Here is a 19,740-nt window from a genome sequence, read left to right as displayed (position 1 = left end):
CTCCCGAGCCGTGATCGCCTGGCCTTGCGGACACACAGAGGTGCTGGAGCTGGCGTGGCTGCCCGATGAGCGCCTGCGCCGCCGCCGCACCGAGGAGACGATGAGACACGGCGCCTGCCTGCGCTGCCCACCGCCTCCCGGACCGCCGGCTACCGGCGCCGACGGCGTGGCCACGGACGGTGAGGCGGAGGTCCTGGTGTCTGGCGGGCCGGCCGTGACCTCTTGGGGGCGTAAGCGCGTGGCGCCGGGCGGCCGCGTGGCAGCCGGCCCCGGCTCGCACACCGTGCTGGCGGGCGGCACGGCCGCGGTAACTGACGGCGGCCTACTTGTCGCCCGGGCGGGCCGGGCGGTGGTCGACGCCGGCGCGCGCGTGCTGGTGGCGGACGACGCCAGGGACGTGGAGCTGTGGCTCCTTCCGTGGGCGCGCATCCAAGCCGGCAACGCCTTCCGCACCGTGACGGCAGGGCTGGAGGTCGTGGACGCCACTGGTGTCGGCCGGCCTACGGACCGGCCGCTGCCGGCCGACCTCACGGAGCTACTGGAGGTGTCGCGCGACCTCGGCCCCCGCCCATAGGTTTCGTCGACGAAAACCACACCAGCCCGAACACTATTGTTCGGGCTGGTGTGGTTTACAGGTCGGGTTCGGGGGCCCGCTCTGGGCGGGGCCGACGCTCTCGGTCGGTAGTACCAATCGACGGAGCCGGCCGGGCCCGGCCGGCGGCGATCGTCTGGGCCTGTCGGAGGGCGTAGGCGGCGCGCCGGCGGTCCTCGGCCTGGACGCGATTGGTCGACGCGGTGCGCACACCGAGCGGGTCTTCCATGGCTTCCAGCTCGTATGCCTGCCCGGGGGCGGGCTTCGGGCTGGTGACCTGCCAGCGGTCGCGGTAGGCGGCGACGGTGCGGGCGGCCTGCAGCCACCGGGCCCTGGCCTGCGGGTCGGCCGGCGGCCTGCCGAGACTGGCGGTCCAGGTCTCGCCGGCGGCCATGGCCTGGTTGAGGACTTTGCCGGCCCTGGCGGTGATGAGCTGCTCGCGCTCAGCCAGGGCCCGGGCCACGTCGAGGTCGGTGGCCGGCGGGGCGGCGGGGATGAGACCGACGATCAGGCGCCGGCGCCCGTGCTCTGCCCGGGTGCGGACCTGCCGGACGCGGCGGGTCAGGTCGGCGGCAGGGTGAGCTGGGTCGAGCGGGCTCCGCTGGGCGAGTGAGGGCAGGACGGTGCGCACGTCGACGCCGGCCCGGGCGGCCCGGTCGAGCTCCCGAGTGAGCGCGTCGGCCCACTGGTCGGCCATGAGTGCGTCGGCCTGGGCGGGCAGGATGGCCTCCAGCGCGCCCTCCCACCCCCATGCGGCGTCCCCTGCTGCGATGGTGGTGTACTCGTTGGCGAGCTGCGCGATCGACTCGGCCTGCTCGGCGGCCTGGTCTGCGGCCCGCCGTGCGGTGAGCGGGGCGGAGGACCGGTCGAGGACCGCGGCGAGGATCTCATCGGCACTGGCCGGCTGCTGGCTGGTCAGCAGGTCGTCGGTGAGGTCTTCGGGGTCGGTGACCACGTGGGCGATGTTGCGGTGCCTGCCACGAGTGAGGCCGACGTAGAGGCCCTCCCGGCCGATCCCGGAGGAGGGATCGACCACGAGGTGGGCGTCGTCGACGGTGCGGCCCTGAGCCCGGTGGATCGTGGTGGCGTAGGCGAGCTCGACCTGCTCGCGGACGTATTGGGCGGGCAGGTGGATCGCCTCGGCGGCCGGGTCGGCTGTGGGGGTGACCAGTAGGGCGCCGTCGGCCGCGGCGGCCACCACGTGCCAGGTAGCGCCGTTGTGGGCCCAGTGGTCGCCCGAGCGCAGATGGCGGGCGTTGAGGCGGGTGACGACCGTGTCGCCGGCTGAAGCGTGGTTGCCGTCGGCCAGGCCGACCTCGCGGCCACGCACGGTGCCGTCGGCGACCAGGTCGGCGCGGGCTCTGCCGGCAAGCTCGGCGGCGAGCTCGTTGGTGGAGGCAATCATCAGGGAGGTGCGGCCGGCGGCGGTCTCGGCGCGCCATGCGGCGTGAACCTGGTCGACCACCTGGTCCAGCCTGCCGGAGGTGATCGCGCCGGCGTCGGCGTAGGTGGTGATCGCACGATGGTCACCGGCGCGCAGTGCTAGCGACGCCGGCCCCTGCCACTGGTCGGCGAAGCGGTGGATGGTGGCCAGGGTGGGCACATCCCGGTGGTCGACGAGCATGCCGAACGCGCCGCCGGCCTCGACGGCTGCGAGCTGGCCGGGGTCCCCGACCGTCAGGAGCTTTGCGCCTACGGCGTCGGCCTGGGCGGCGATCTCATGAAGCGGAAGGGTCGCAGCCATGGAGGCCTCGTCGACGATCACCAGGTCGCCCTGCGCCAGGGGCGCCCGCTCGGGGACGGCCTGGAGGGAGGCGATGCGGGAGCGGATTGCCGCCTGGAGGGCGGGCCTGCGGGCGAGTGCCGGCAGGCCGGTGAAGGCGTCGGGGTCGACGGCCTGGAGGTCACGGCGCACCTGCCTGGCCCGGGCACCGGAGGCGAGCCGGTCATCGGCTTCCTTGAGTGCCTGGATGGTGGCCTGCCGGTCGGCGTCGGCCTTGCGCAGCGTGAGCCACATCGCCATGTTCTCCGCCGGGGCGCCAAGGGATTCGGCGAGGACTTCGGCGGCCGCCGAGGAAGGGGCCAGGGCAGTGACCCTGCCACCGTGCTGCTGCCACGCGTCGGTCAGGGCACGCAGCGCGGTGGTCTTGCCTGCGCCGGCGGGCCCGACCATGACGTCCAGGCGCCGGCCGCTGGTGGCCACGGATCGGATGGCGTCAGCCTGGTCCTGGGTCAGCTGGCGGCGGCCGGCTACCGGGCGGCTGGTGTCCAGGTCGGGCAGGCGCGGGCCGGTGGCGTCGTCGGCCATGCGTATCAGGGCGTCCTCGGCGTCGATGAGGGCCTGGGCGGTGTAGATCTCGGAGTGCTCGGGGATGAACCGGCTGCTGCCGTCGGCGCGGCGGTATCGGGCGGGGGTGTGAGCGCGCTGGGCGTGGTCGACGCGTACGCTCATGCCGATGGCCGCCGTGGCGACGGCCTCGGTGACCTGGTCGCGCTGGGCGGGGCTCTCCATGCGCAGGCGCCGGCAGGTGCGCTGCGCCTCGGCGCGCACATTCCACATGGTCCACGACGGCCGCGATCGCTGAAGCTCCTGGATGACGTGGGCGGCCAGCTGGTCGACGTCGTCGGCGGCCAGGTCGGCGGCGCGCATGGGGTGGGTGCGGGTGCCGGGGGCGCCGGCGAGTGTGCCCGGAGCGGGCAGGGGCCGGCCGAGCACGCCGCGCAGCGGGTCGACGCCGCCGGTGACCGTTGCGGCTTGCTGCCGCCACTGGCTGGTCAGGTCGGCAAGGGACCGGTGCTGCTTGGCCTGGCGGGTGGCGCCCCACGCTTTGGCGTCGGCGTCCCAGTGGCCGGGGCCGTCGACCTGCTCGCGGGCCGCCTCGATGTCAGTGTGGCGCCGGCTGAACAGGTGCAGGAGGCGGTCGGTGACGCCGTCGATCTCCCAGTGCTCGCGCCCGGTGCGGGAGATGGATCGCACCGACCACTCGGCGCCGAGCCTCGCGCTCACGCTGTCCATCAGGTAGTTGTCGTAGGCCTCGGACAGGGCGACCTGGGCGGGCAGCAGCGCGCCGTGTGAGTCCAGGGTGCGCCACTTGCCGTCCGGGCCCTGCACTCGGTTGGCGACCACGAGGTGCGTGTGCAGGTGCGGGTCGCCGGCTCGGCTGTCGTAGTGGTCGAAGGCGGCGGCGACGATGCCGCGGGTCTCGGTCTGTACCACTCCCCCGGTGCCGATGCGGGTGCGGATGGAGTGCGCCTCCATCACGCTGATCACGTGGTCGATCGCGTCCCGGTGTGCTGCCTCGACCTGCTCGCGCACGCCTGCGTCACCGAGCGCCCACACGGTCGACACAGACTTGGGTGGCGCGAAAGTGAAGTCCAGGCCGTGCACGGCGCGCGAGCGGGTGGTGCGCGCGACCTCGCGCTCGATCTGCGCAGTGCGCGCGGCGCGCTCGGCCTCGCTCAGGTCGGCGGGCAGGGCGCGCACGAGCGCGCGCACCCTGGCGGCGGCGTTGACAGGTGCGGCGATGCGCCGGCCGAGCGGCTGACCGGTCACCGGGTCCTCACCGGCCTCGATGAGCGCGCGCAGCTGATCGGCGCTCACGGTGGAGCCCGCCTCCAGGCCCTCGCCGTCGGCGAGGCCGGCCAGGCCGGAGCCCAGCCATCGGCCGGGCGGTGTGCCCGCCTGCGTGTAGTAGGCGGTGCCCTCGTAGTGGGCGTGCACGGCGGGGCCGCCGTCGGCGACGGAGTCGATCAGGTAGTCGACGATGCCGCCGGAGCCGACGTCGTACAGGCGCTTGACCGTGATCACGCACGCTCCTCACTGTCAGTGGTCATGTCGGCGAGGCGGCGGGTCTCGCACGGCCAGGGGTGCGCGCACTCGGCGCACTGGCCGTCACCGTCGGGCACGTGCAGGCGGGCGATCGCGTCGCATGCGCGCGCAGTCGGGGTCAGAGACGCGGCGCGCGTGCGTGCGGCGTTGGCGCGCGCACGCCGGCATTCGGGCGAGCAGTACACCTGGCTGGTGCGCGAGGGCGCGAAGGTGCGTGCGCACACCGGGCACCGCGCAGTCGTCACGGCGGTGGTGCGCGCGTCCGGTCGCCGGTAGGTGCGCACCTGGCCGCCCTCGGCCTCGCGCGCGGCGGCGTAGCGGCGACGCCTGCCTGATCGCTCACGGCAGCCCGCGTTGCAGTACCGCTGCACCGGGCTACGGGGCGTGAACAGGTTGCCGCAGCCGGCGCACTCGCGCTGGTGCTGCTGGCCCCACTGTCGTCGGCACGCGGGAGAGCAGAAGCGTTTGCTGCGGCGGGAGGCGGTCATGGTCCGCCCACACTGCACGCATGTGATCTGAATCACTATCGGGTCCTTCGTTGGCGCCGGTCTTGTCGCTCCTGTCCATGACCGGGCGGACCACGCAGACCCCGACACTTCGGCATTTTCGTTGCGCAGTGCCAGATGTGCCTTGATTTATCTCTTCTCGGGCTCGTAAGGGTCCGGGAAGAGTCCTTCGTAGCGCTTGGGCGGGCTTTGATCGGGCGCTGGGGTTGCCTGCGTGTGGGCGCTGGTTGGTTGGCGGTTGGTGGTGTGTGGTGACTGGGCGGGTTTGGGTGAGTGGGCTGGTAGCCGACTCGGGTGGGAGTCGAGACGGGAGGTGATCGGCCCCGTTTGGTGGGCCCGGGGATTTGGTGGCCACGGCGTGAGCGGTCGGCGGGGAAGGTGAGTGCGGATTAACTAGTGGGGTGTGGGCGAGTCGCGCATCGCGGCCCGCTGGCGCAGACAGGGCCGCGCGCGAGGCGTCCACGCCCCCGGGCGCTTGGGTCCCGCTGTCCATCATGTGGGCGGGCCGGCCCCTCCATTCGCCGGGCCGTCCACATGTGGGCAGGGGGCTGCACGCTGCTGGTATCCACAACCCCGTTTACGGGAGCGACCGGCCTACGCCAGGTGACTGGGCGCGTGACGGCGGGGAGGCTGTGCACAGGCCGCATGAGCGCAACTGTGACCACCTCCGGATGCTCGGGTGACGTGCGGCCTGTGTGCAGGCGTTCAGAAAGCGCAATGGTGCCGATGGCCTGCTGGCTGAGGGGCTGTGGGGCAGGCCGCGCCGCCGCGTCGTGGGCGGAGCCCGCGGCGGCGCTGGGCTGTCCATCGGCCCCGGGCGGGTCCCGCTGTCCATCCTGTGCGTCGCCGCCGGCCCCGGCGTTAGCCGGCGGCGTCCACAGGTGGGCAGGGGGCTGCAGGCGACCGGCCGGGGTGGTCCTGATGGTCGTGGACAGGGGTGACAGGGCAGGCAACTGGATGGGAGTGGGTATGGGTGGTGGCCGCATGGGGCGCATGGCCGGCCGTCTTGCGGTGGCCGGGACCGCGGCGCTGGGGCTCGGCGGATTCGTGCTGAGCTTTACGGCGCTGCGGGATCTCGCGGTGCGGGTGGGTATGCCGGACGGGCTGGCGTGGATCTGGCCGCTGTTGATCGACGGGCTGATCATTGAGGCCACGCTGGCTGTGGTCAGGTTGTCGCAGCTGCGCAGCCGGGCGGTGTGGTACGCGTGGACGCTGCTGGCGGGCGGCGCCGTGGTCTCGGTGGGGTCTAACGGCGTGCATGCCGTGGCTACCGGCCACGGCATCGCCGGCGCCGCGGCCGCCGCGGTCGCCCCCGTGGTGCTGCTGGCGATGACGCACCTGACGGTCCTGCTTCTGGAGAAGCCCACCGACACCGCCGTCGAGGTCGCGGGGACGCTGACCGCCCAACAGGAGGAGACGGCGAATCAAGCTCTCCCCAGTGCCCCCACGCCAGATGCCGCTGAACCGGCACAGTTGCCCGCCGGTGACGGCGACGAGCCGGTGCCGGCGGCCCGCGAGGAGGAGGCCAGGGTGGGCCTGGAGGAGTGGGTACGTGCCAAGGAGGAGGCCGGGGCCACGGTGACCGGGGCGATGGTGGCCGAGCTGCTGGGCTGCTCGGCGTCCACCGGACGCCGGCGGCTGGCCGCGCTGCGCAAGCACCACAACGCCGACGGCCCGCGCCTACGCCTGGCAACGCAAAACACTGAACAGGACAGGAAGCGGGCATGACGACGCACGTGAAGCACAAGCACCTACTGCGCGACAGACGGAGGAGGCCGGTGCCGGCGGTGGAGCCGACCCCCGTCTATACGGCCACCCCGTACGAAGAAGAGGACAGTGCGGGCGGTGAAGGCGAGCGATGGGTAATCACCGATGCGCTGGAGGCGGCGGTGGTCGACGTGGTGCCGGCCGGCCGGCTGGTCGACGCACTGGTCGGGCTAGCCGCCAACCATGGACGCGCCGTCGACGTCGGCGTCGATGGCCGGTGGGTGCGGATCCACGCCGACGGTACGACGGTGGCAGCAGATCGTCCGTGGGGACCGCAGCGGTATGAGGAGATGCGGGACCGGGACGCGCGCGACTTGGCGCTGCTCGGTGCCGTCGCGCAGGCGCGTGAGACGGCGCGCGGCACCGTAGCGGCTGCGTGGCGCTGGCCGCGCGCCGTGGTGCGGCGGGCGGCTACAGGAGCTCGGTCGTGGTGGTCACCGCGACTGTGGAGCAGGGTGAGGGCCCGCCGGGCCCTCCAGGACTGAACAGGTAAGGAGGATCGATCATGAGTGAGTACACGCAGGGATATTCGTCGGGGCCGGCTGGGCCGTCGAACAGTGGAGACGGGCCGTACCGGGCACGACTGGACCAGGCGGTGCTTGACCTTCAGCGGGACGGTGACGGTCTTGAGTGGAGGTGGGGGCACAGCCGCAAGGGCGTCTGGCTGGCTGTGTACAGCGCGGCCACCGATCGAAGGGTCACCTTTGAGGGTAGCGATGATGGCGCTGAGATCTGGGACGGCGATTTCGACCGCGCGGTGAGCGCGGGTGAGGTGTCGGACCTGCTTGGGGTCGACTCGGAGCGGGGCCAGGAGATCAGCACGGTCATGAGCGACGCCGTCGAGGGGGCATACGCCGACTTCCAGCAGTATCGGCGGGATACGGGCGCGAGGGACCCGGGTTGGCTGGTCTATGACCCTCGTCTGCATGAGGAGCGACACAATCGCGGTGCGTTGGGGCAGAACCTGATGGACAGGGCGGCCTCGGATCTCGGGCAGGATGGTGATCGCCTGGAGTGGCGGTGGACCCGGTGGGGCGGCGGCGAACGGGTCTGGCTGGACGTCCACGATCCCGAGACCGGACGGACGGTGAGCTTCTCCGCCCACGGTGCGGACGAGGTGCAGATTCGCGCGTACGACGAATGGGGCGACACCTTCAAGCGCTCCGAAGGGCGGCAAATCGAGCCACGTGAGGTCGGAGACGTGCTCGGGGTCGGAGCTGAACGGGGCCAGCAGATGGCTGACCGGCTGACTCAGGTGGTGTCTGAGGCGTACGACGCGCTGGGTGACTACCGCCACGAGCCACGGCGTGGCGGGCAGGAGCCGGTGCGCACGTGGGTGGAGGCTGCCGGGGGCCAGCTGCTGCGGGCATGGCGTACGGATCGGGGACCTGCGGTGATGGCCTGGGATGCGCAGGATGCTGACCGGATCGGCCTGGGTAAGGAGGCGTACTCGGTTGAGTACGAGCGTGTGGGGTTCGGGCTGCCGGACCGGCTGGATCAGGTCAGGCAGGACGGCACCACGGTTCCGCTGGAGCGGGTGCGGGACTTCGACCATGAGGGCATGCGGTTCGGCGAATGCATGTACGTGCTCCCGGGAGTGGTGGAGGTCAGTGAGGAGGTCCGGGCGGCCGCCGAAGCGGCATACCGCTCGTTTGACGACCCGCTTAGCGGGCCGTCGATGGATCCGGACGCGATCGTCGGTGTGCCTATGCCGGAAGATCTTGAGCAGCTTCCGACGCCAATGGTGGGACAGGTGTACACGGACGCTGCGGGCGAGGTAGTCAGGTACGATGCCATTGGCTGGGAGACGGCGGTGAAGGTCGGCAGCCCGAACGAGGTGACACTGACCGTGGATGGTGAGGTGCGAGCCCGGGACGTGTCCGTGGAGAGTGCGCAGCACATCGGTCAGGCGATCACGCTGAGTCAGCTGAACAACTTTGAGGGTACGCGGCGGGGTTACTCTGATCAGCGGGAGGATATTGACGCGCAGACGGCGCGGATCGCGTCAGCGGTGTCTGACGCTCATGTCGCGGCGGTGGAGGGGATGCCGGTGGTGGTGGTCGGTCGTCCGGGCGAGGGTCGGCTGATCCGGCCGCTGGGGCAGGAGCGCGCTGAGGTCTCAACGCCCGGCGGGCAGGTCATGCAAGTGACCGAAGCGAAAGCACTGGCTATGGGGCCGTCTGCGGCGGATCGTGAGGTGATGGCGAATGTGGCCGCCTTGCGTGAGGCCCGCGAGCAGGCCGCCCGGCCGGCCGAGCGCACGGTGCCTAGCAGCGTGCCGGCGGTCGGAGCGTGGTCCCACGATGTGTCACCTACCCGGAGCCTGCAACAGCCGTCAATCTCCTAACGCCGTCGAACAATGACAAGAGGGCCGGCCCCACCACGGTGGGGCCGGCCCTCTTGTCATTGCGGCTACGCGCGGCTGACGGGACGGGGACGTGAGCGCCGGCGCGCCCGTCGACGCAGCCACGCGGTTTCGATCGCCAGAATCACGTAAGAGGCGAACAGAAGCGTGAAACCAGCGCCGATCCCGGCCATCGGGTCCTCGTCGGTGACGATGGCACTGCCGCTGACGAGCATTGAGAGCAGGAAGGCGATGATGAAGCACCAGGGGCGGCGCAGGCCAGCACGCCGGTAGAGGCTGGTCGCCCATAGGGTGAACACGACGACCATGGCGCACAGGGCGGCGCGGCCGACGCCGGAGCCCTCCTGCCCTATCTGCGCGGCGGCCTCGGAGGTGTAGGACAGGACAACGAGGCCGCCGACGAACAGCGCCATGACGGTACGGATAGCGGTGGTGAGGAACAGCATTGCAGGGACACTCCTTCGGAAGGTCGGGTTCAGGTTCGGGGGCGGGGGCGGGGGCCGCGCGGTAGCCGGCCGGTGAAGATGGGTACGTCGGCGCCGCCGGCGGCGTCGACCGCGTGGGCGAGGGCTTCGACGATGAGGCTGGAGCGGGTGGCGGCTTGGCCGGCCATGGCGCGAGCGGCGACGGCATGGTCGAGCTGCTCGATGACAGTGCCGGGCAGCCACACGCTGCGCTGACCGGACGCCGACGCCGTATCTCGTTGCTGGTGGCCGGTACCGTCGTCCTGGTTGAGGTAGGCGCTGACCGTCTGGGCGATCCACTCCTTCCACGCGAGCTGTTGACCTGTTGTAGCGGTGGAGCGCAGGTAGACGGTCTGCGCCCTCCCCCACGTTGCCGTGTCCACCCAGATGGTCACCGACCGGGCGGACACCGCAGTAGTGTCGGTTGTATTAGTTGTGTTGGTTGAGGCTTGCGCGGCAGCCTTCCGGCGCGGCGGCGTGGGCTTGCGCCTTGTAGTGGTTCTACTGGTTGTGCTGGTTGCGCCTTGGATGGCTTCGGCTTCACGCTCGGCGAGGCTCCGCCGGCGGGGTCGGGGACTCATGCTGCAACCTCCGTCTCGAGGATCGCCTGGAGCGCGTGGTGGTAGTCGGCGGTGACAGGGGCGGTCGGGTCGTAGACGCTGACGGGTTGGCCGTCCATGTAGGCGTCACGGACCACGACGGCCTCACGCACGGGCGCGGTGACACGGTCGCCGTAGGTGGCTTTGAGCTGCTGGAGGACCTCGCGGTCCAGGAGCCGGCCACGGCCGACGGCCGCGCCGGCACCGAACATGACGGGCACTATCCAGTCGATCCGGGCGCTGCGGTTGATGCGTCGGGTCAGGCGTGCGTCGATGAGGGCCTGGAGGCGCTTGAGCTGGTCGAAGGCCTCCACTGCGGGGGTGACAGTGGCGATGATGGCGTCGGCGGCTGCCAGGCCGGCGAGGGACAGGGCCGCGACGGATGGGGGCGTGTCGATGACGACGTCATCCCACCGCCCGGCGACAGCGTCGGTGCGCAGCTCGTCGCGCAGGAAGGTGATGAGGTCCCCGGGCGGTGCCGCCTCGACGTCAGCCAGGGCGTGGCCGCCGACTGCGACGTCGACGGCATCGACCGCGGGGGCGGGCACGGCGGCCTCGGTCAGCTCGATGTCGCCGGTGAGGATGTCGGCCATGGTGCCGGCCACCTCGGTGGCCGAGGTGACGCCGAGCCTGCCGGTGAGGTTGCCCTGCTGGTCGAGGTCGAGCGCGAGGACCTTACGGCCGGCGCGCGCTAGTGCTGCGGCGATCTCGGCCGCGGTAGTGGTCTTGCCGACCCCACCTTTGGGTGTCGCGATGACGTAAATGGTCATGTGTACGCCTCCTGTCGAACACATCCAATGTAACACACACAACCAACAGATTACGGGCAATGACGATAACCACCACAACAAACACAACTAACAGATCGAGGACGGGACGGCACCTACACCGCAGACCGGTAGGCAGGCCTACAAGGCTTGCCGCCGTTGCGTGTCGGTATCCGCTGCTACGCTGGATCTGCTTCCTCCGGCACCTCCTCCCCGATCACCTCATGGCGTTCTGTCGGGGAAGGAAGGAGTCAGGAAGGGGGTGAGGGCCATGTCGAAGCCGAAAGGCGGACATGCAAAAGGCTGGAAGGACGAAGAAGAGGCCCGGCAGACGAGCGAGCGGATCACTGCGATCGCTCATCTAATCCGGGCCATTAGCGTTCTTCTGGACGCCCTCCGCGGTTGGTTCTAGCTGAGCCTTCCGCATCGGGGAGTCATCCGGTTGCCGCCGGGTGGCTCCCCTCTATTGTGCCCGCGGCTGGCCGGCCTGGCAAGCCTGTCCGGCAAGCCAAATAGGCACACGATAGGTCGGGTTGTCACACGGTCGGTCGGGGTTGCAGGAGGTTGAGGGCTGCGCGTTGCTGGGCGTCGTCGACGCCGAGGTAGCGGCCGGTGGTGGCGAGTGACTCGTGGCGCATGAGGGTCTGGACTACGCGGCTGTCGGCGCCGGCGCGCAGGAGTGAGGTGGCGAAGTAGTGGCGTAGCTGGTGGGCGCTGCCGCGCACGCCTGCGCGGTTGAATGCTCGGGAGATGACGGTGCCGACGGTCTTGGCCTTCACCGGCTGGTCTTCGGTTGGGGAGGGGAACCAGTATCCGGGTGGGTAGTCGGCTGCCTGGTCGAGGATGACCGGGTGGGCGGGCAGGATGTCGTCGCGGCCGCCCTTGCCGGCTACGTGGAGGGTGCCGGCTACGGTGTCGATGTCGGTGCCGCGGATGCAGGCGATCTCGTGGATTCTGAGGCCTGCGTATGCGCCGAGGAGAATCTTGGTGCGTGTGGGTGGGCGCAGTGGGAGGGCGAGGACGGCGTCGAGCTATGCGTCGGTGATGGGTCTGGGGCGGCTTGTGGGTACGCGGGGACGTGGGACGCGCATGGTGGGGTCGTCGTCTCGGGCGCCGGTGAGGACGAGCCAGTGGCTCCAGGCGCGGGTGATTGAGTAGTAGGCGTCGCGGGTGGCTGGTGATGGGAGTTGGGCGAGCCAGGTGCTGAGTGTGCGGCTGGTTAGTGCTGCGGGGTCGGTGCCGGTGGTGGTTGCGAGCTGGGTGATGACTCGGACGCGTTCGGCGATTGTCCGTGGGGATAGTCCTTGTCCTCGCATGCTTTGGGCCCATGCGTCGATGAGGAGTGCGGGTGCATCTTTTGGGGTAACGATTCGGAGTTTCGGGTTCATTCTTCCCAGCGTGCACGCGTCCGCTACTCGATGGGGCCTTGTCTTAGTCCCCGGTGATGAGCGTGATCGTACGGCTAGTCAGGTGGTCTAGCGTCTCGGCAGCCTCGAGCTCTTGGAGCAGGCGGTCACGCTCAGGCTCGCTCAACTGATTGTCGGATAGTGAGTTGCGTAGTTCGGTGGCAACTTGTTCCACGGCGTACGTCAGTAGGCACTGTTGTTCGAATGTCAAGTGGTTAGCTCGCAACGGCATGATTCTTATCCAATCTCTTGCGTGGTCGTAGCGGTCGGGGTGATACTGTCGACGGTCGTGATCGCCGTCTTGCAGACCTGCCAGAACTGCCAAAGGGTCGCTGTCAGGATGACTATTAAGGCCACGACGAAGAGTGCTTCGCATACGCGTCTGACACGATCGGAGAAGGTGGCGCTTCCGATGAACCCAAACACGATGATGGCGCAGTAGGCTGGGACAATAATGAGTGCCACTGTGGTGTTCCTTACCGGTTGTAGGTATGACCGATGACAGCGATGCGGTCGCACACGTGGAAGGCCATCTCGTTGACGGCCTCTATCAGCAGTAGCTGCTGTGCGAGGCTCAGGGTGGTCGTTTTTGTCATGACGGTTCTCCTTGGTGTTTGTCGGGTTGGTCAGGTTCAGATGAGAAAGACAAGGGCCGCGATGACTAGCAGGCTCGCGGTGATCGCCCCATGGAGCGGCGCGACAGACCATGAGAGAGCTGCACGCCAGGTGCCGACGTGGCTCCAGCTGGGGCCCAACAGCTCTCTAGGCGTGGCGGTGACGGGGCCGCCGTCGAGGATGTCCGCGTAGTGTGTCCGCCATGCTCGCTCGGCAGTGAGGTGGACGGCGTGGGTCATCCAGAGGGCGGTGCAGGCCACGATGCCTGCGACGGCCGGTAAGGGTGAGTCGAGTGCGACGCTGGCAGTGGTCATTGCGGCACTGATGGTCAGCGCCCACGTGACGGCCTGCTGCTGCGCGGCTGCCAACCGTGAGATAGTCGAGGCAACTGTGCCAAGATGCGCCGCGCGCAGATCCTCGGAGGTAATGACTGCGCCGTTCATGACGCCGCCAGCTCTCGGAAGGTGACGAGCTGGATTACCTCGCATGACTCGTCTGCGTCAGCCCGGTCTTCGGAGCAGAAGGCCGCAGGTTCGAATCCTGTCCGGGGCACCAACCCCGAGCCCCCGTCCGACCCCGAGTCGGCGGGGGCTTCGTCGATCCTGCGGGGCAGCAGGTCGTCAGCAGGGAAGTAATGGCGTGGGCGCGGGCTATTGGCGTGAACGTGGCGCTCTAGACCGGCGCGTCGTGGGCCGCCCGCCGCGGACCTGCCCCGTTTGGACCGCTTCTTTCTATTTGGACTGCCAACTGGTGGTCTGCGCGTCGACGATTCGTACGGAACGGCGACGGTTCGTCAGATGTGCTGACGGTTCGTACGTTAGAGGCAACGATTCGCCATGAACGACGACAGTTCGTGCGTCTACCCCACGAACCGTCGCGAGAAATGGCGAATCGTCGGGGCTAGATGACGAACCGTCGCAGGAACCGACGAATCGTCAGGCGGAGGTACGAACCGTCGTCCCTGCCGATACGGACAGGGCGGAATATCAAAATCAGCGACAAGCGTGGCCGACACCCACAAGAGCCCATGCGGTAATGCAGTGCTTGCGCATTTCCGCCGCCTCGTCCACGAGCACCGAAATGTGTCAGAGGCCGCCGCTATGCTGGGCATGCCTTCTTCGGCACCTCCTCTCGGAACAAGCCATGTCCTTGGCCGAGAAGGTTAGGAGCCAGGAAGGAGGGAGTTATCGGCGTGAACTTGGTGTTTTAGATCGGGGTTTCGGCTGGTATGGTGCGGGAAAGTCGGGGTGATTATGGCCTGTGAGGTTAACCCGGGGCGGTGGTTGACTTTCGGGGGTAGATGTGCGGGCCGTGAGAACACGGTCCCCACGAGCAAGGCTCTGCCCGATCTGCCAGACCCAGATGAAGAAGCCCGGCCGCACCGCCGCAGGCACCCAACGGTGGAAGTGCACCGCCCCGGTTGGGCCGCCCACGCCCCGATGGACCGCCCACGCCCCGTTGGACCGCTGTAACCGGCGGCTACGGCGGTCCAACCGGGGAACAGCGGTCCAACTGACAGGCTCAACAGCCACACACCGCCACCCAAGCACTTACACAACAGGACCTAGTGAGCCCGGGGGCGCCCGAACCACACACACATTTGCGCCGAAAACCCCGAAGAAGGCCTCTGGAAACGCAAAAGCTGGGCCGGACGAACCAGCTAGAACACCCCGACACGCCGGTCTAAAGCAACACGTTCGCGCCTATAACCCGCAAGGGCAAGGGAATGGCCCGGCAGGCGAGCGAAGTACTCGAATCTCTCGCTCATCTGATCCGGGCCATTGGTGTCCTTGTGGATACCCTCAGCAGGTGGCTCACAACTGATCCGCCTGCGTCGGGGAGCCATCCGGATGCGCCGGGTGGCTCCCTTCTATTGTGCCCGCCGGCGCGCCTGACTGGCAAGCCAAATAGGCATAAGACAGGTCGGGTTGTTACGCGTCAGGGCGGGGCTTCGGCATTCCCCGCACGCTACTGCACCGCGATCAGCGGGCGCCGGCGGCGAGGTCGCGGTCGGTGTCGAAGATGACGCGATCTTCCACCACGGCCAGCTCTCCGGAGCGGTTGTCGCCGAAACGGCGTCCGATGGTCCGTCCGGTCCACGGCTCCCAGCCGGGATCGCCGATCTCGATGAACCGCACCCAGGCCGAGTGCATGGCGTCCGCGAGCGCCTGCGGCGGTGCCGCGCCGAGCGTGTGCTCGCAGTAGGGATCGCTCAGGCAGTCGAAGGCGAAGGGAATCTCCATGCAGTGGGTTGCCAGCCCGGTCGGCCCGCAGCAGTAGCTGAACTCGTAGGCGTAGCTGCCGGCCGGGGAGGCGGCCTCGCCCACGGCCTCGTGGCTCTCCGTTCCGGAGGAATCGCCGTCTCCCGCCACCTCGGCGTACTCGGCGCGGGCCAGGAACCAGCCCGCGAGCGGAATGTGGAAGGTGGCGTCGGAGATGAGGTTGCCGATCACCAGGTGTGGGGCGTCGGCGTGCTCGGGGTGGGCGGCGAGCAGTCGGTCGGCCATGGCCTCGCTCATGCCGCCGCCTATCAGCACCTCGCGCGGGTCCCGGTCCGCCATGGCCTCGACATAGGCCAGACCGGCGAAGGCGAAATCGTGTGTGGTTGAGCCCGCGAGGACCGGAACTTGTGCCCCGTCGCCCCGGCGCAGGACCTGCCGGATCGGGGCGGTGACAATCTCGCCGTCGACGGTCGGGCTGAACGGGATGCCGGTGTCGGGCTCGCCAATACCGGCCAGCACCCCGGCGACGGCCGCAACTGGGTCCGGACCGGCAGCGGTGGCCCCGCCGTCGTCGATATGCTCGCCGGTGCCGCTCACGGCGTTTTGCGCGGCAAAGATGGCGTCGTAGCTGCACGAGCGGTATCCGGCGAGGGTCGGCTCCACGCCAAGTGCGGCGGCCATGCGGGCGGCATTGTCGGCGTTGCGGGCGGCGGGCAGGTCCGGAACGGCGCCGGATTCGGAGATAATGCCGTGGAACAGGCCCCGGGCGCGGGGCACCGCCAGCAGCACCAGGCAGTTGCCGCCGCCGGCGCTCTGTCCGCCGATCGTCACTCGACCCGGGTCCCCGCCGAAGCGGGTGATGTTGTCGCGCACCCACTCCAGGGCCATGACCTGGTCCAGGACCGCCCGGTTGTAGGGGGCGTCGGAGTCGGGAATGTACCCGTAGCCGTCGAATCCGAGCCGGTAGGCGACCGACACGGTGACCACGCCGTCGCGGTTGAAGGCGGCGCCGTCATACCAGGGCGAGTTGTGGGAGCCGGAGGTCCAGCCGCCGCCGTGAATCCACACCAGCACCGGCAGCTGTGCGTCCTCGTCGCCGGGCGCAGGCGTGAAGACGTTGACGGTGAGGAAATCGTCTCCCGGCACGCTCGGCTCGGGGATGGCCGGGTCGGTGAAGATGGAGCCGCGCTGCGGCGTAGCGGCCGGGACGACTGCGGCACGTTCCTCGTCCCAGGGCTCCCGCTGTATCGGCGCCATGAAGCGCCGCTCCCCCACCGGCGCCTCGGCGTAAGGAATGCCGTAGAAGGCGGCCGAGCGCCGATAGCGGGCGTCCGGTCCGACGCGATCCGGAGCGGAGACGATGTCTCGCCATACACCGCGCACCGGCCCTGCGGTGGTGTTCACCCGCGGGCCGGCCTCACCGGTGGGGACGGCGATCGGGGTGGAGGCGACGTGTTGGGCGGGCTGGGTGCGGGCGTCGGTCATGAGGCAATTGTCACCACGGCCGCACCCGCCTCATCAACCGAGCACGTCCAGCGCCAGGGTGGGGCGGTCGGTGATGACCGCGTCGACGCCGCTGTTCGCCAGCACGCGCATCTGCTCGGGATCGTCCACCGTCCACACATGCACCTCCATCCCGGAGGCGTGCGCCTGGGAGATGAAGCGAGGGGTGACCACGGGTATGCGGTGGAAGCTGATCGGCACCTGCACGGCGTCGACCTGCTCATTGCTTCCGGCCCGCCGACCGCGCCGTACCGGCAAGGCCGCCTGACTGCGCACCATGAGCCGGGCGACGTCGCCAACCCCCAGGGAGGTGGTGGCCCGCGGCTCCTGACGCCGCAGCACGGCCAGTCGCCGTGCCGAGAAGGAGGCGAAACGCACCCGCCCCAGCGCGTCGGCGGCGCGCACCGCCCGCAGGGCGGGTTGGAGAACGGCGGAATCCTTCAAATCGATGTTGAAACTTATCCCCGGGTGAGCGGTTAGCGCCTGGTCCAGCCGCACGAACGGGCGCCCATCGCCGGCGTCCACGGCGGCCAGTTCCTCCCAGGTCAGCTCGGCGATGCGCCGTGGGTCACCGGCGGTGCGCGTCAGGTCTGCGTCGTGGGAGAGGACGACGACGCCGTCGGCGGTGGCCCGCAGGTCGGTCTCCATCCAGGTCAGGCCGAGCGCGGCCACGTGCTCGACGGCGCTCCAGGTGTTCTCGGCCACCTCGCTGCCCCCGCCCCGGTGGGCGACGACGGCGCAACGGCGGGTTGGGCTCATAGGTCGGATTCTCGCAGGCCGCCGTGACTCGCGCACGTTCAGGAGCAGTCGGTGGTCAGCTCGACGGCGCCGTGCTCCTCGAGCCACTCCTCCGGCTCCACCGACGAGGAGTCCTCGGTGGTGTTGGCGTTACGCACCTCGAAGTGCAGGTGCGGGCCGGTGGAGTAGCCGGTGGAGCCGACGCCGGCGATGAGCTGGCCCGCCTCCACCTGGTCGCCCTCGGAGACGTAGATGCCGTCCGCGTACATGTGCAGGTACCGGGTGTACCAGATCTCGCCGTCGATCTCATGCTCGATGGTGATGGTGCCGGTGCCGCCCGACATGCCGGCGGCGACGACGGTGCCGGCGGCGACCGCGTAGATGGGGGTTCCGGCGGCGGCCGCCCAGTCCTGGCCGGCGTGGAGTTTCATGTACCCCAGGGTGGGGTGCAGGCGGTAGCCGTACGGTGAGGAGACCGTGTAGGTGCCCGCGATCATGGGGAAGAAGACCTCTGGGGTGGAGTTGAAGGCGGCGGTGTCTCCGGAGGCGCCCGTGGTCTGGGCGGCACAGGTGGCGGAGGCGTTCTCATAGGCCTCACGGATGCGCGCCAGGGTGGCGGCGTCGGGCACGTTGGACAGTTCCGGGTCGGAGGCGGTGTCGACGTCCGCATCCGAGCCGAGCACGGCGGCCGCGACCGAAGCCGAGGGATCGGTGCTGCTGGCGCCCGCGCTTGCGGACACCGCGCCGCTGAGGTCCAGTGCCGCCACGGCCTGTGGGGCGGTCAGCAGGTTCGAGCGCAGCGGGGCGACGACGGTGACTAGGGTGAGGACCGCCAGTACGCCGGCGCGCGCGACCGCGCCGAGGCGGCTGCGGCGGCGCGGGGCGGCGGGACGGTGAGAGGAGGGACGCTGGAAGGCGAGCCCTGCCGACGCGGATGTTCCTGGCGGCGGCGGGGCGGGCGGGGTTGCCACGCGAGTCGTCTGCCCGACGACCGCCTGCCGGCGTTCGGCAGCGCGCTCCGCTTCACGACGCTGGCGCCGTGTCATGGGCTGTTCAGCCACCCCGTGCCTCCGAAGGTAGTGCTCGCGGCCGCCCGGTGGGCCGCCCGCAGCACTTTAGCTAAACGTGATGCTCCCGTGCCAGGACGGTGGTCACACCTCCGGCACGCTCACGCCTGTCCACGTTCCCGCCGCTGGAATTCGTCGCGCTGCATGGCGTCATGCACCTCACCGACGAGTTCTTCCAGAATGTCTTCCAGGAAGACCACGCCGAGGGTAGTGCCGGCCTCGTCCTGCACCCGGCCCAGGTGTGCGCCGGAGCGCTGCATGGCGGCCAACGCGTCCTCAACCTCGTCACCGGCGTGTACCGGCACCAGGGCCCGCACGCGCCACTGCGGCACCGGCTCGGTGCGGCTGTCCTCGGCTGCGTACAGCACGTCCTTCAGGTGCAGGTAGCCGACCACGCCCGCGTCCGCCGCCTCGGGTTCGATCTGAGTGCCGCGGAGCACGAGGAAGCGGGAGTAGCCGGTGGTGGCCACCGCGTGCTCGACGTCGTCCGGGGTGAATCCGGCAGGCAGGGTGACCAGGGCGTCCACCGGCACCATCACGCTGCCTGCGGTCTCCTCGGAGAACTCCAGGGCGCCGGACAGCAGGCCCGTGTCGTCGTCGAGAACCCCCTCGGCGGTGGAACGCTCCACGATGGAGGCGACCTCGGCGGCGTTGAAGGCCGCCGAGACCTCGTCGCGCGTCTGTATGCCGAACAGGTGCAGCACGCCGTTGGCGAAGCCGTTCAGAGCGGTGATGATGGGGCCCAGCAGCCGTGACAGACGCACCAGGGCCGGCACCACCCAGCGGGCGGCCGTCTCGGGCGCGGAGATGGACAGGTTCTTGGGCACCATCTCCCCGGCCACCACGTGGGCGTAGACGACCAGTACCAGGGCCAGCACCACGGCGATCGCATGCGCCCCGGCGGTACCCACCCCGAGGCGCGCGAGCAGCGGCGTCAACAGGTGGGCAATGGCCGGCTCGGCCACCACACCCAGCCCGGTTGAACAGACGGTCACGCCCAGCTGGGCGGTGGCGAGCATGCGGGAGACGTGCTCTAGCGCCCACACGGCGGTGGCGGCGCGCCGGTCACCGGCCTCGGCGAGCGGTTCGAGGCGGGCGCGGCGCGACGAAGTGACGGCGAACTCGGCGGCAACGAAGAAGGCGTTGCCGGCCAGCAGCACCACGGTCAGGATCAGGGCGAGGGAGGTACTCATCGCTGCGTTTCCTCTCCCCCGACCTCTGTTGCCGCTCCCCCGGCGGACGCCCCGTCGGCGGTGCCCGGAGTAGTGAGCGGATGAATACGCAGGCGGGTGATGCGGCG

Annotated in this window: 17 protein-coding genes and 1 pseudogene; 5 read left to right on the top strand and 13 right to left on the bottom strand. The window is 69.8% G+C overall.

Going from position 1 to position 19,740, the window contains the following annotated elements:
* The first annotated feature begins 10 nt into the window (after nucleotides 1-10).
* Entirely contained in the window at nucleotides 11-574 is a 564-nt protein-coding gene (locus BN1056_RS07310; protein ID WP_210580094.1) for a hypothetical protein, read from the top strand.
* A gap of 55 nt (nucleotides 575-629) precedes the next feature.
* Here BN1056_RS07310 and mobF read toward each other — a convergent pair whose 3' ends face one another.
* Complete coding sequence (mobF, locus tag BN1056_RS07305) at nucleotides 630-4,400, bottom strand: MobF family relaxase (RefSeq protein WP_210580092.1); 3,771 nt, start codon at nucleotides 4,398-4,400, stop codon at nucleotides 630-632.
* Complete coding sequence (locus BN1056_RS07300) at nucleotides 4,397-4,945, bottom strand: hypothetical protein (protein ID WP_210580090.1); 549 nt, start codon at nucleotides 4,943-4,945, stop codon at nucleotides 4,397-4,399. Before BN1056_RS07300 ends, mobF begins: the two co-directional genes overlap by 4 nt.
* 939 nt (nucleotides 4,946-5,884) lie before the next feature.
* Here BN1056_RS07300 and BN1056_RS07295 point away from each other — a divergent pair.
* The 3 genes from BN1056_RS07295 to BN1056_RS07285 are packed head-to-tail and all read left to right on the top strand — an operon-like array spanning nucleotide 5,885 to nucleotide 9,041.
* On the top strand, nucleotides 5,885-6,655 hold the full coding sequence (locus BN1056_RS07295) for a DUF2637 domain-containing protein (RefSeq protein WP_210580089.1): 771 nt from the start codon (nucleotides 5,885-5,887) through the stop codon (nucleotides 6,653-6,655).
* Entirely contained in the window at nucleotides 6,652-7,179 is a 528-nt protein-coding gene (locus BN1056_RS07290; RefSeq protein ID WP_210580087.1) for a hypothetical protein, read from the top strand. Before BN1056_RS07295 ends, BN1056_RS07290 begins: the two co-directional genes overlap by 4 nt.
* Nucleotides 7,180-7,199: 20 nt before the next feature.
* The gene (locus tag BN1056_RS07285) at nucleotides 7,200-9,041 is read left to right on the top strand and encodes a hypothetical protein (protein WP_210580085.1); all 1,842 of its coding nucleotides are present in this window, start codon (nucleotides 7,200-7,202) and stop codon (nucleotides 9,039-9,041) included.
* A gap of 65 nt (nucleotides 9,042-9,106) precedes the next feature.
* Here the strand turns inward: BN1056_RS07285 and BN1056_RS07280 are convergent, their stop codons facing one another.
* The 7 genes from BN1056_RS07280 to BN1056_RS07250 all read right to left on the bottom strand — a co-directional run bounded on the left by BN1056_RS07280 (nucleotide 9,107) and on the right by BN1056_RS07250 (nucleotide 13,353).
* A complete protein-coding gene (locus BN1056_RS07280; RefSeq protein ID WP_210580083.1) occupies nucleotides 9,107-9,505 on the bottom strand; it encodes a hypothetical protein in 399 nt (132 codons plus the stop codon).
* A gap of 29 nt (nucleotides 9,506-9,534) precedes the next feature.
* Complete coding sequence (locus BN1056_RS07275; protein WP_210580081.1) at nucleotides 9,535-9,933, bottom strand: hypothetical protein; 399 nt, start codon at nucleotides 9,931-9,933, stop codon at nucleotides 9,535-9,537.
* 167 nt (nucleotides 9,934-10,100) lie between these two features.
* On the bottom strand, nucleotides 10,101-10,892 hold the full coding sequence (locus BN1056_RS07270) for a ParA family protein (protein ID WP_210580079.1): 792 nt from the start codon (nucleotides 10,890-10,892) through the stop codon (nucleotides 10,101-10,103).
* Nucleotides 10,893-11,425: 533 nt separating this feature from the next.
* Entirely contained in the window at nucleotides 11,426-11,872 is a 447-nt protein-coding gene (locus tag BN1056_RS07265; protein WP_280516451.1) for a tyrosine-type recombinase/integrase, read from the bottom strand.
* Between the two features lie 48 nt (nucleotides 11,873-11,920).
* Nucleotides 11,921-12,205 carry a site-specific integrase gene (locus tag BN1056_RS07260; RefSeq protein ID WP_210580078.1) on the bottom strand — a complete coding sequence of 95 codons (285 nt, stop codon included), beginning with the start codon at nucleotides 12,203-12,205 and terminating at the stop codon, nucleotides 11,921-11,923.
* A 327-nt stretch (nucleotides 12,206-12,532) separates the two neighbouring features.
* On the bottom strand, nucleotides 12,533-12,760 hold the full coding sequence (locus tag BN1056_RS07255; RefSeq protein ID WP_210580077.1) for a hypothetical protein: 228 nt from the start codon (nucleotides 12,758-12,760) through the stop codon (nucleotides 12,533-12,535).
* Nucleotides 12,761-12,927: 167 nt separating this feature from the next.
* Complete coding sequence (locus BN1056_RS07250) at nucleotides 12,928-13,353, bottom strand: hypothetical protein (protein ID WP_210580076.1); 426 nt, start codon at nucleotides 13,351-13,353, stop codon at nucleotides 12,928-12,930.
* A gap of 868 nt (nucleotides 13,354-14,221) precedes the next feature.
* Here BN1056_RS07250 and BN1056_RS15075 point away from each other — a divergent pair.
* Nucleotides 14,222-14,320 (top strand): annotated as a pseudogene (locus tag BN1056_RS15075) (transposase-like zinc-binding domain-containing protein); the annotation flags it as partial.
* A 572-nt stretch (nucleotides 14,321-14,892) separates the two neighbouring features.
* Here BN1056_RS15075 and BN1056_RS07245 read toward each other — a convergent pair.
* From BN1056_RS07245 to BN1056_RS07230, 4 genes are all read right to left on the bottom strand, one after another.
* On the bottom strand, nucleotides 14,893-16,617 hold the full coding sequence (locus tag BN1056_RS07245; RefSeq protein ID WP_210580075.1) for a carboxylesterase/lipase family protein: 1,725 nt from the start codon (nucleotides 16,615-16,617) through the stop codon (nucleotides 14,893-14,895).
* Nucleotides 16,618-16,650: 33 nt separating this feature from the next.
* Nucleotides 16,651-17,394 carry a glycerophosphodiester phosphodiesterase family protein gene (locus BN1056_RS07240; RefSeq protein ID WP_210580074.1) on the bottom strand — a complete coding sequence of 248 codons (744 nt, stop codon included), beginning with the start codon at nucleotides 17,392-17,394 and terminating at the stop codon, nucleotides 16,651-16,653.
* Between the two features lie 38 nt (nucleotides 17,395-17,432).
* Nucleotides 17,433-18,419 carry a M23 family metallopeptidase gene (locus BN1056_RS07235; protein WP_210580073.1) on the bottom strand — a complete coding sequence of 329 codons (987 nt, stop codon included), beginning with the start codon at nucleotides 18,417-18,419 and terminating at the stop codon, nucleotides 17,433-17,435.
* A gap of 122 nt (nucleotides 18,420-18,541) precedes the next feature.
* Nucleotides 18,542-19,633, bottom strand: a complete 1,092-nt coding sequence (locus tag BN1056_RS07230) for a hemolysin family protein (RefSeq protein WP_210580072.1) — start codon at nucleotides 19,631-19,633, stop codon at nucleotides 18,542-18,544.
* Nucleotides 19,634-19,740: the final 107 nt, after the last annotated feature.

Source organism: Actinomyces succiniciruminis, assembly GCF_900002405.1.
Taxonomy (GTDB): Bacteria; Actinomycetota; Actinomycetes; order Actinomycetales; family Actinomycetaceae; genus Actinomyces; species Actinomyces succiniciruminis.
Note: the sequence above shows the minus strand (reverse complement) of the source record. Positions and strands in the feature narration are given on the sequence as shown.

What these genes read in the sequence shown, in the direction of transcription:
- BN1056_RS07295 (WP_210580089.1), top strand. Translation starts at nt 5,885, where the DNA reads ATGGGAGTGGGTATGGGTGGTGGCCGCATGGGGCGCATGGCCGGCCGT.
- BN1056_RS07290 (WP_210580087.1), top strand. Translation starts at nt 6,652, where the DNA reads ATGACGACGCACGTGAAGCACAAGCACCTACTGCGCGACAGACGGAGG.
- BN1056_RS07285 (WP_210580085.1), top strand. Translation starts at nt 7,200, where the DNA reads ATGAGTGAGTACACGCAGGGATATTCGTCGGGGCCGGCTGGGCCGTCG.
- BN1056_RS07280 (WP_210580083.1), bottom strand. Translation starts at nt 9,505, where the DNA reads ATGCTGTTCCTCACCACCGCTATCCGTACCGTCATGGCGCTGTTCGTC.
- BN1056_RS07270 (WP_210580079.1), bottom strand. Translation starts at nt 10,892, where the DNA reads ATGACCATTTACGTCATCGCGACACCCAAAGGTGGGGTCGGCAAGACC.
- BN1056_RS07260 (WP_210580078.1), bottom strand. Translation starts at nt 12,205, where the DNA reads ATGCGAGGACAAGGACTATCCCCACGGACAATCGCCGAACGCGTCCGA.
- BN1056_RS07250 (WP_210580076.1), bottom strand. Translation starts at nt 13,353, where the DNA reads ATGAACGGCGCAGTCATTACCTCCGAGGATCTGCGCGCGGCGCATCTT.
- BN1056_RS07245 (WP_210580075.1), bottom strand. Translation starts at nt 16,617, where the DNA reads ATGACCGACGCCCGCACCCAGCCCGCCCAACACGTCGCCTCCACCCCG.
- BN1056_RS07240 (WP_210580074.1), bottom strand. Translation starts at nt 17,394, where the DNA reads ATGAGCCCAACCCGCCGTTGCGCCGTCGTCGCCCACCGGGGCGGGGGC.
- BN1056_RS07235 (WP_210580073.1), bottom strand. Translation starts at nt 18,419, where the DNA reads ATGACACGGCGCCAGCGTCGTGAAGCGGAGCGCGCTGCCGAACGCCGG.
- BN1056_RS07230 (WP_210580072.1), bottom strand. Translation starts at nt 19,633, where the DNA reads ATGAGTACCTCCCTCGCCCTGATCCTGACCGTGGTGCTGCTGGCCGGC.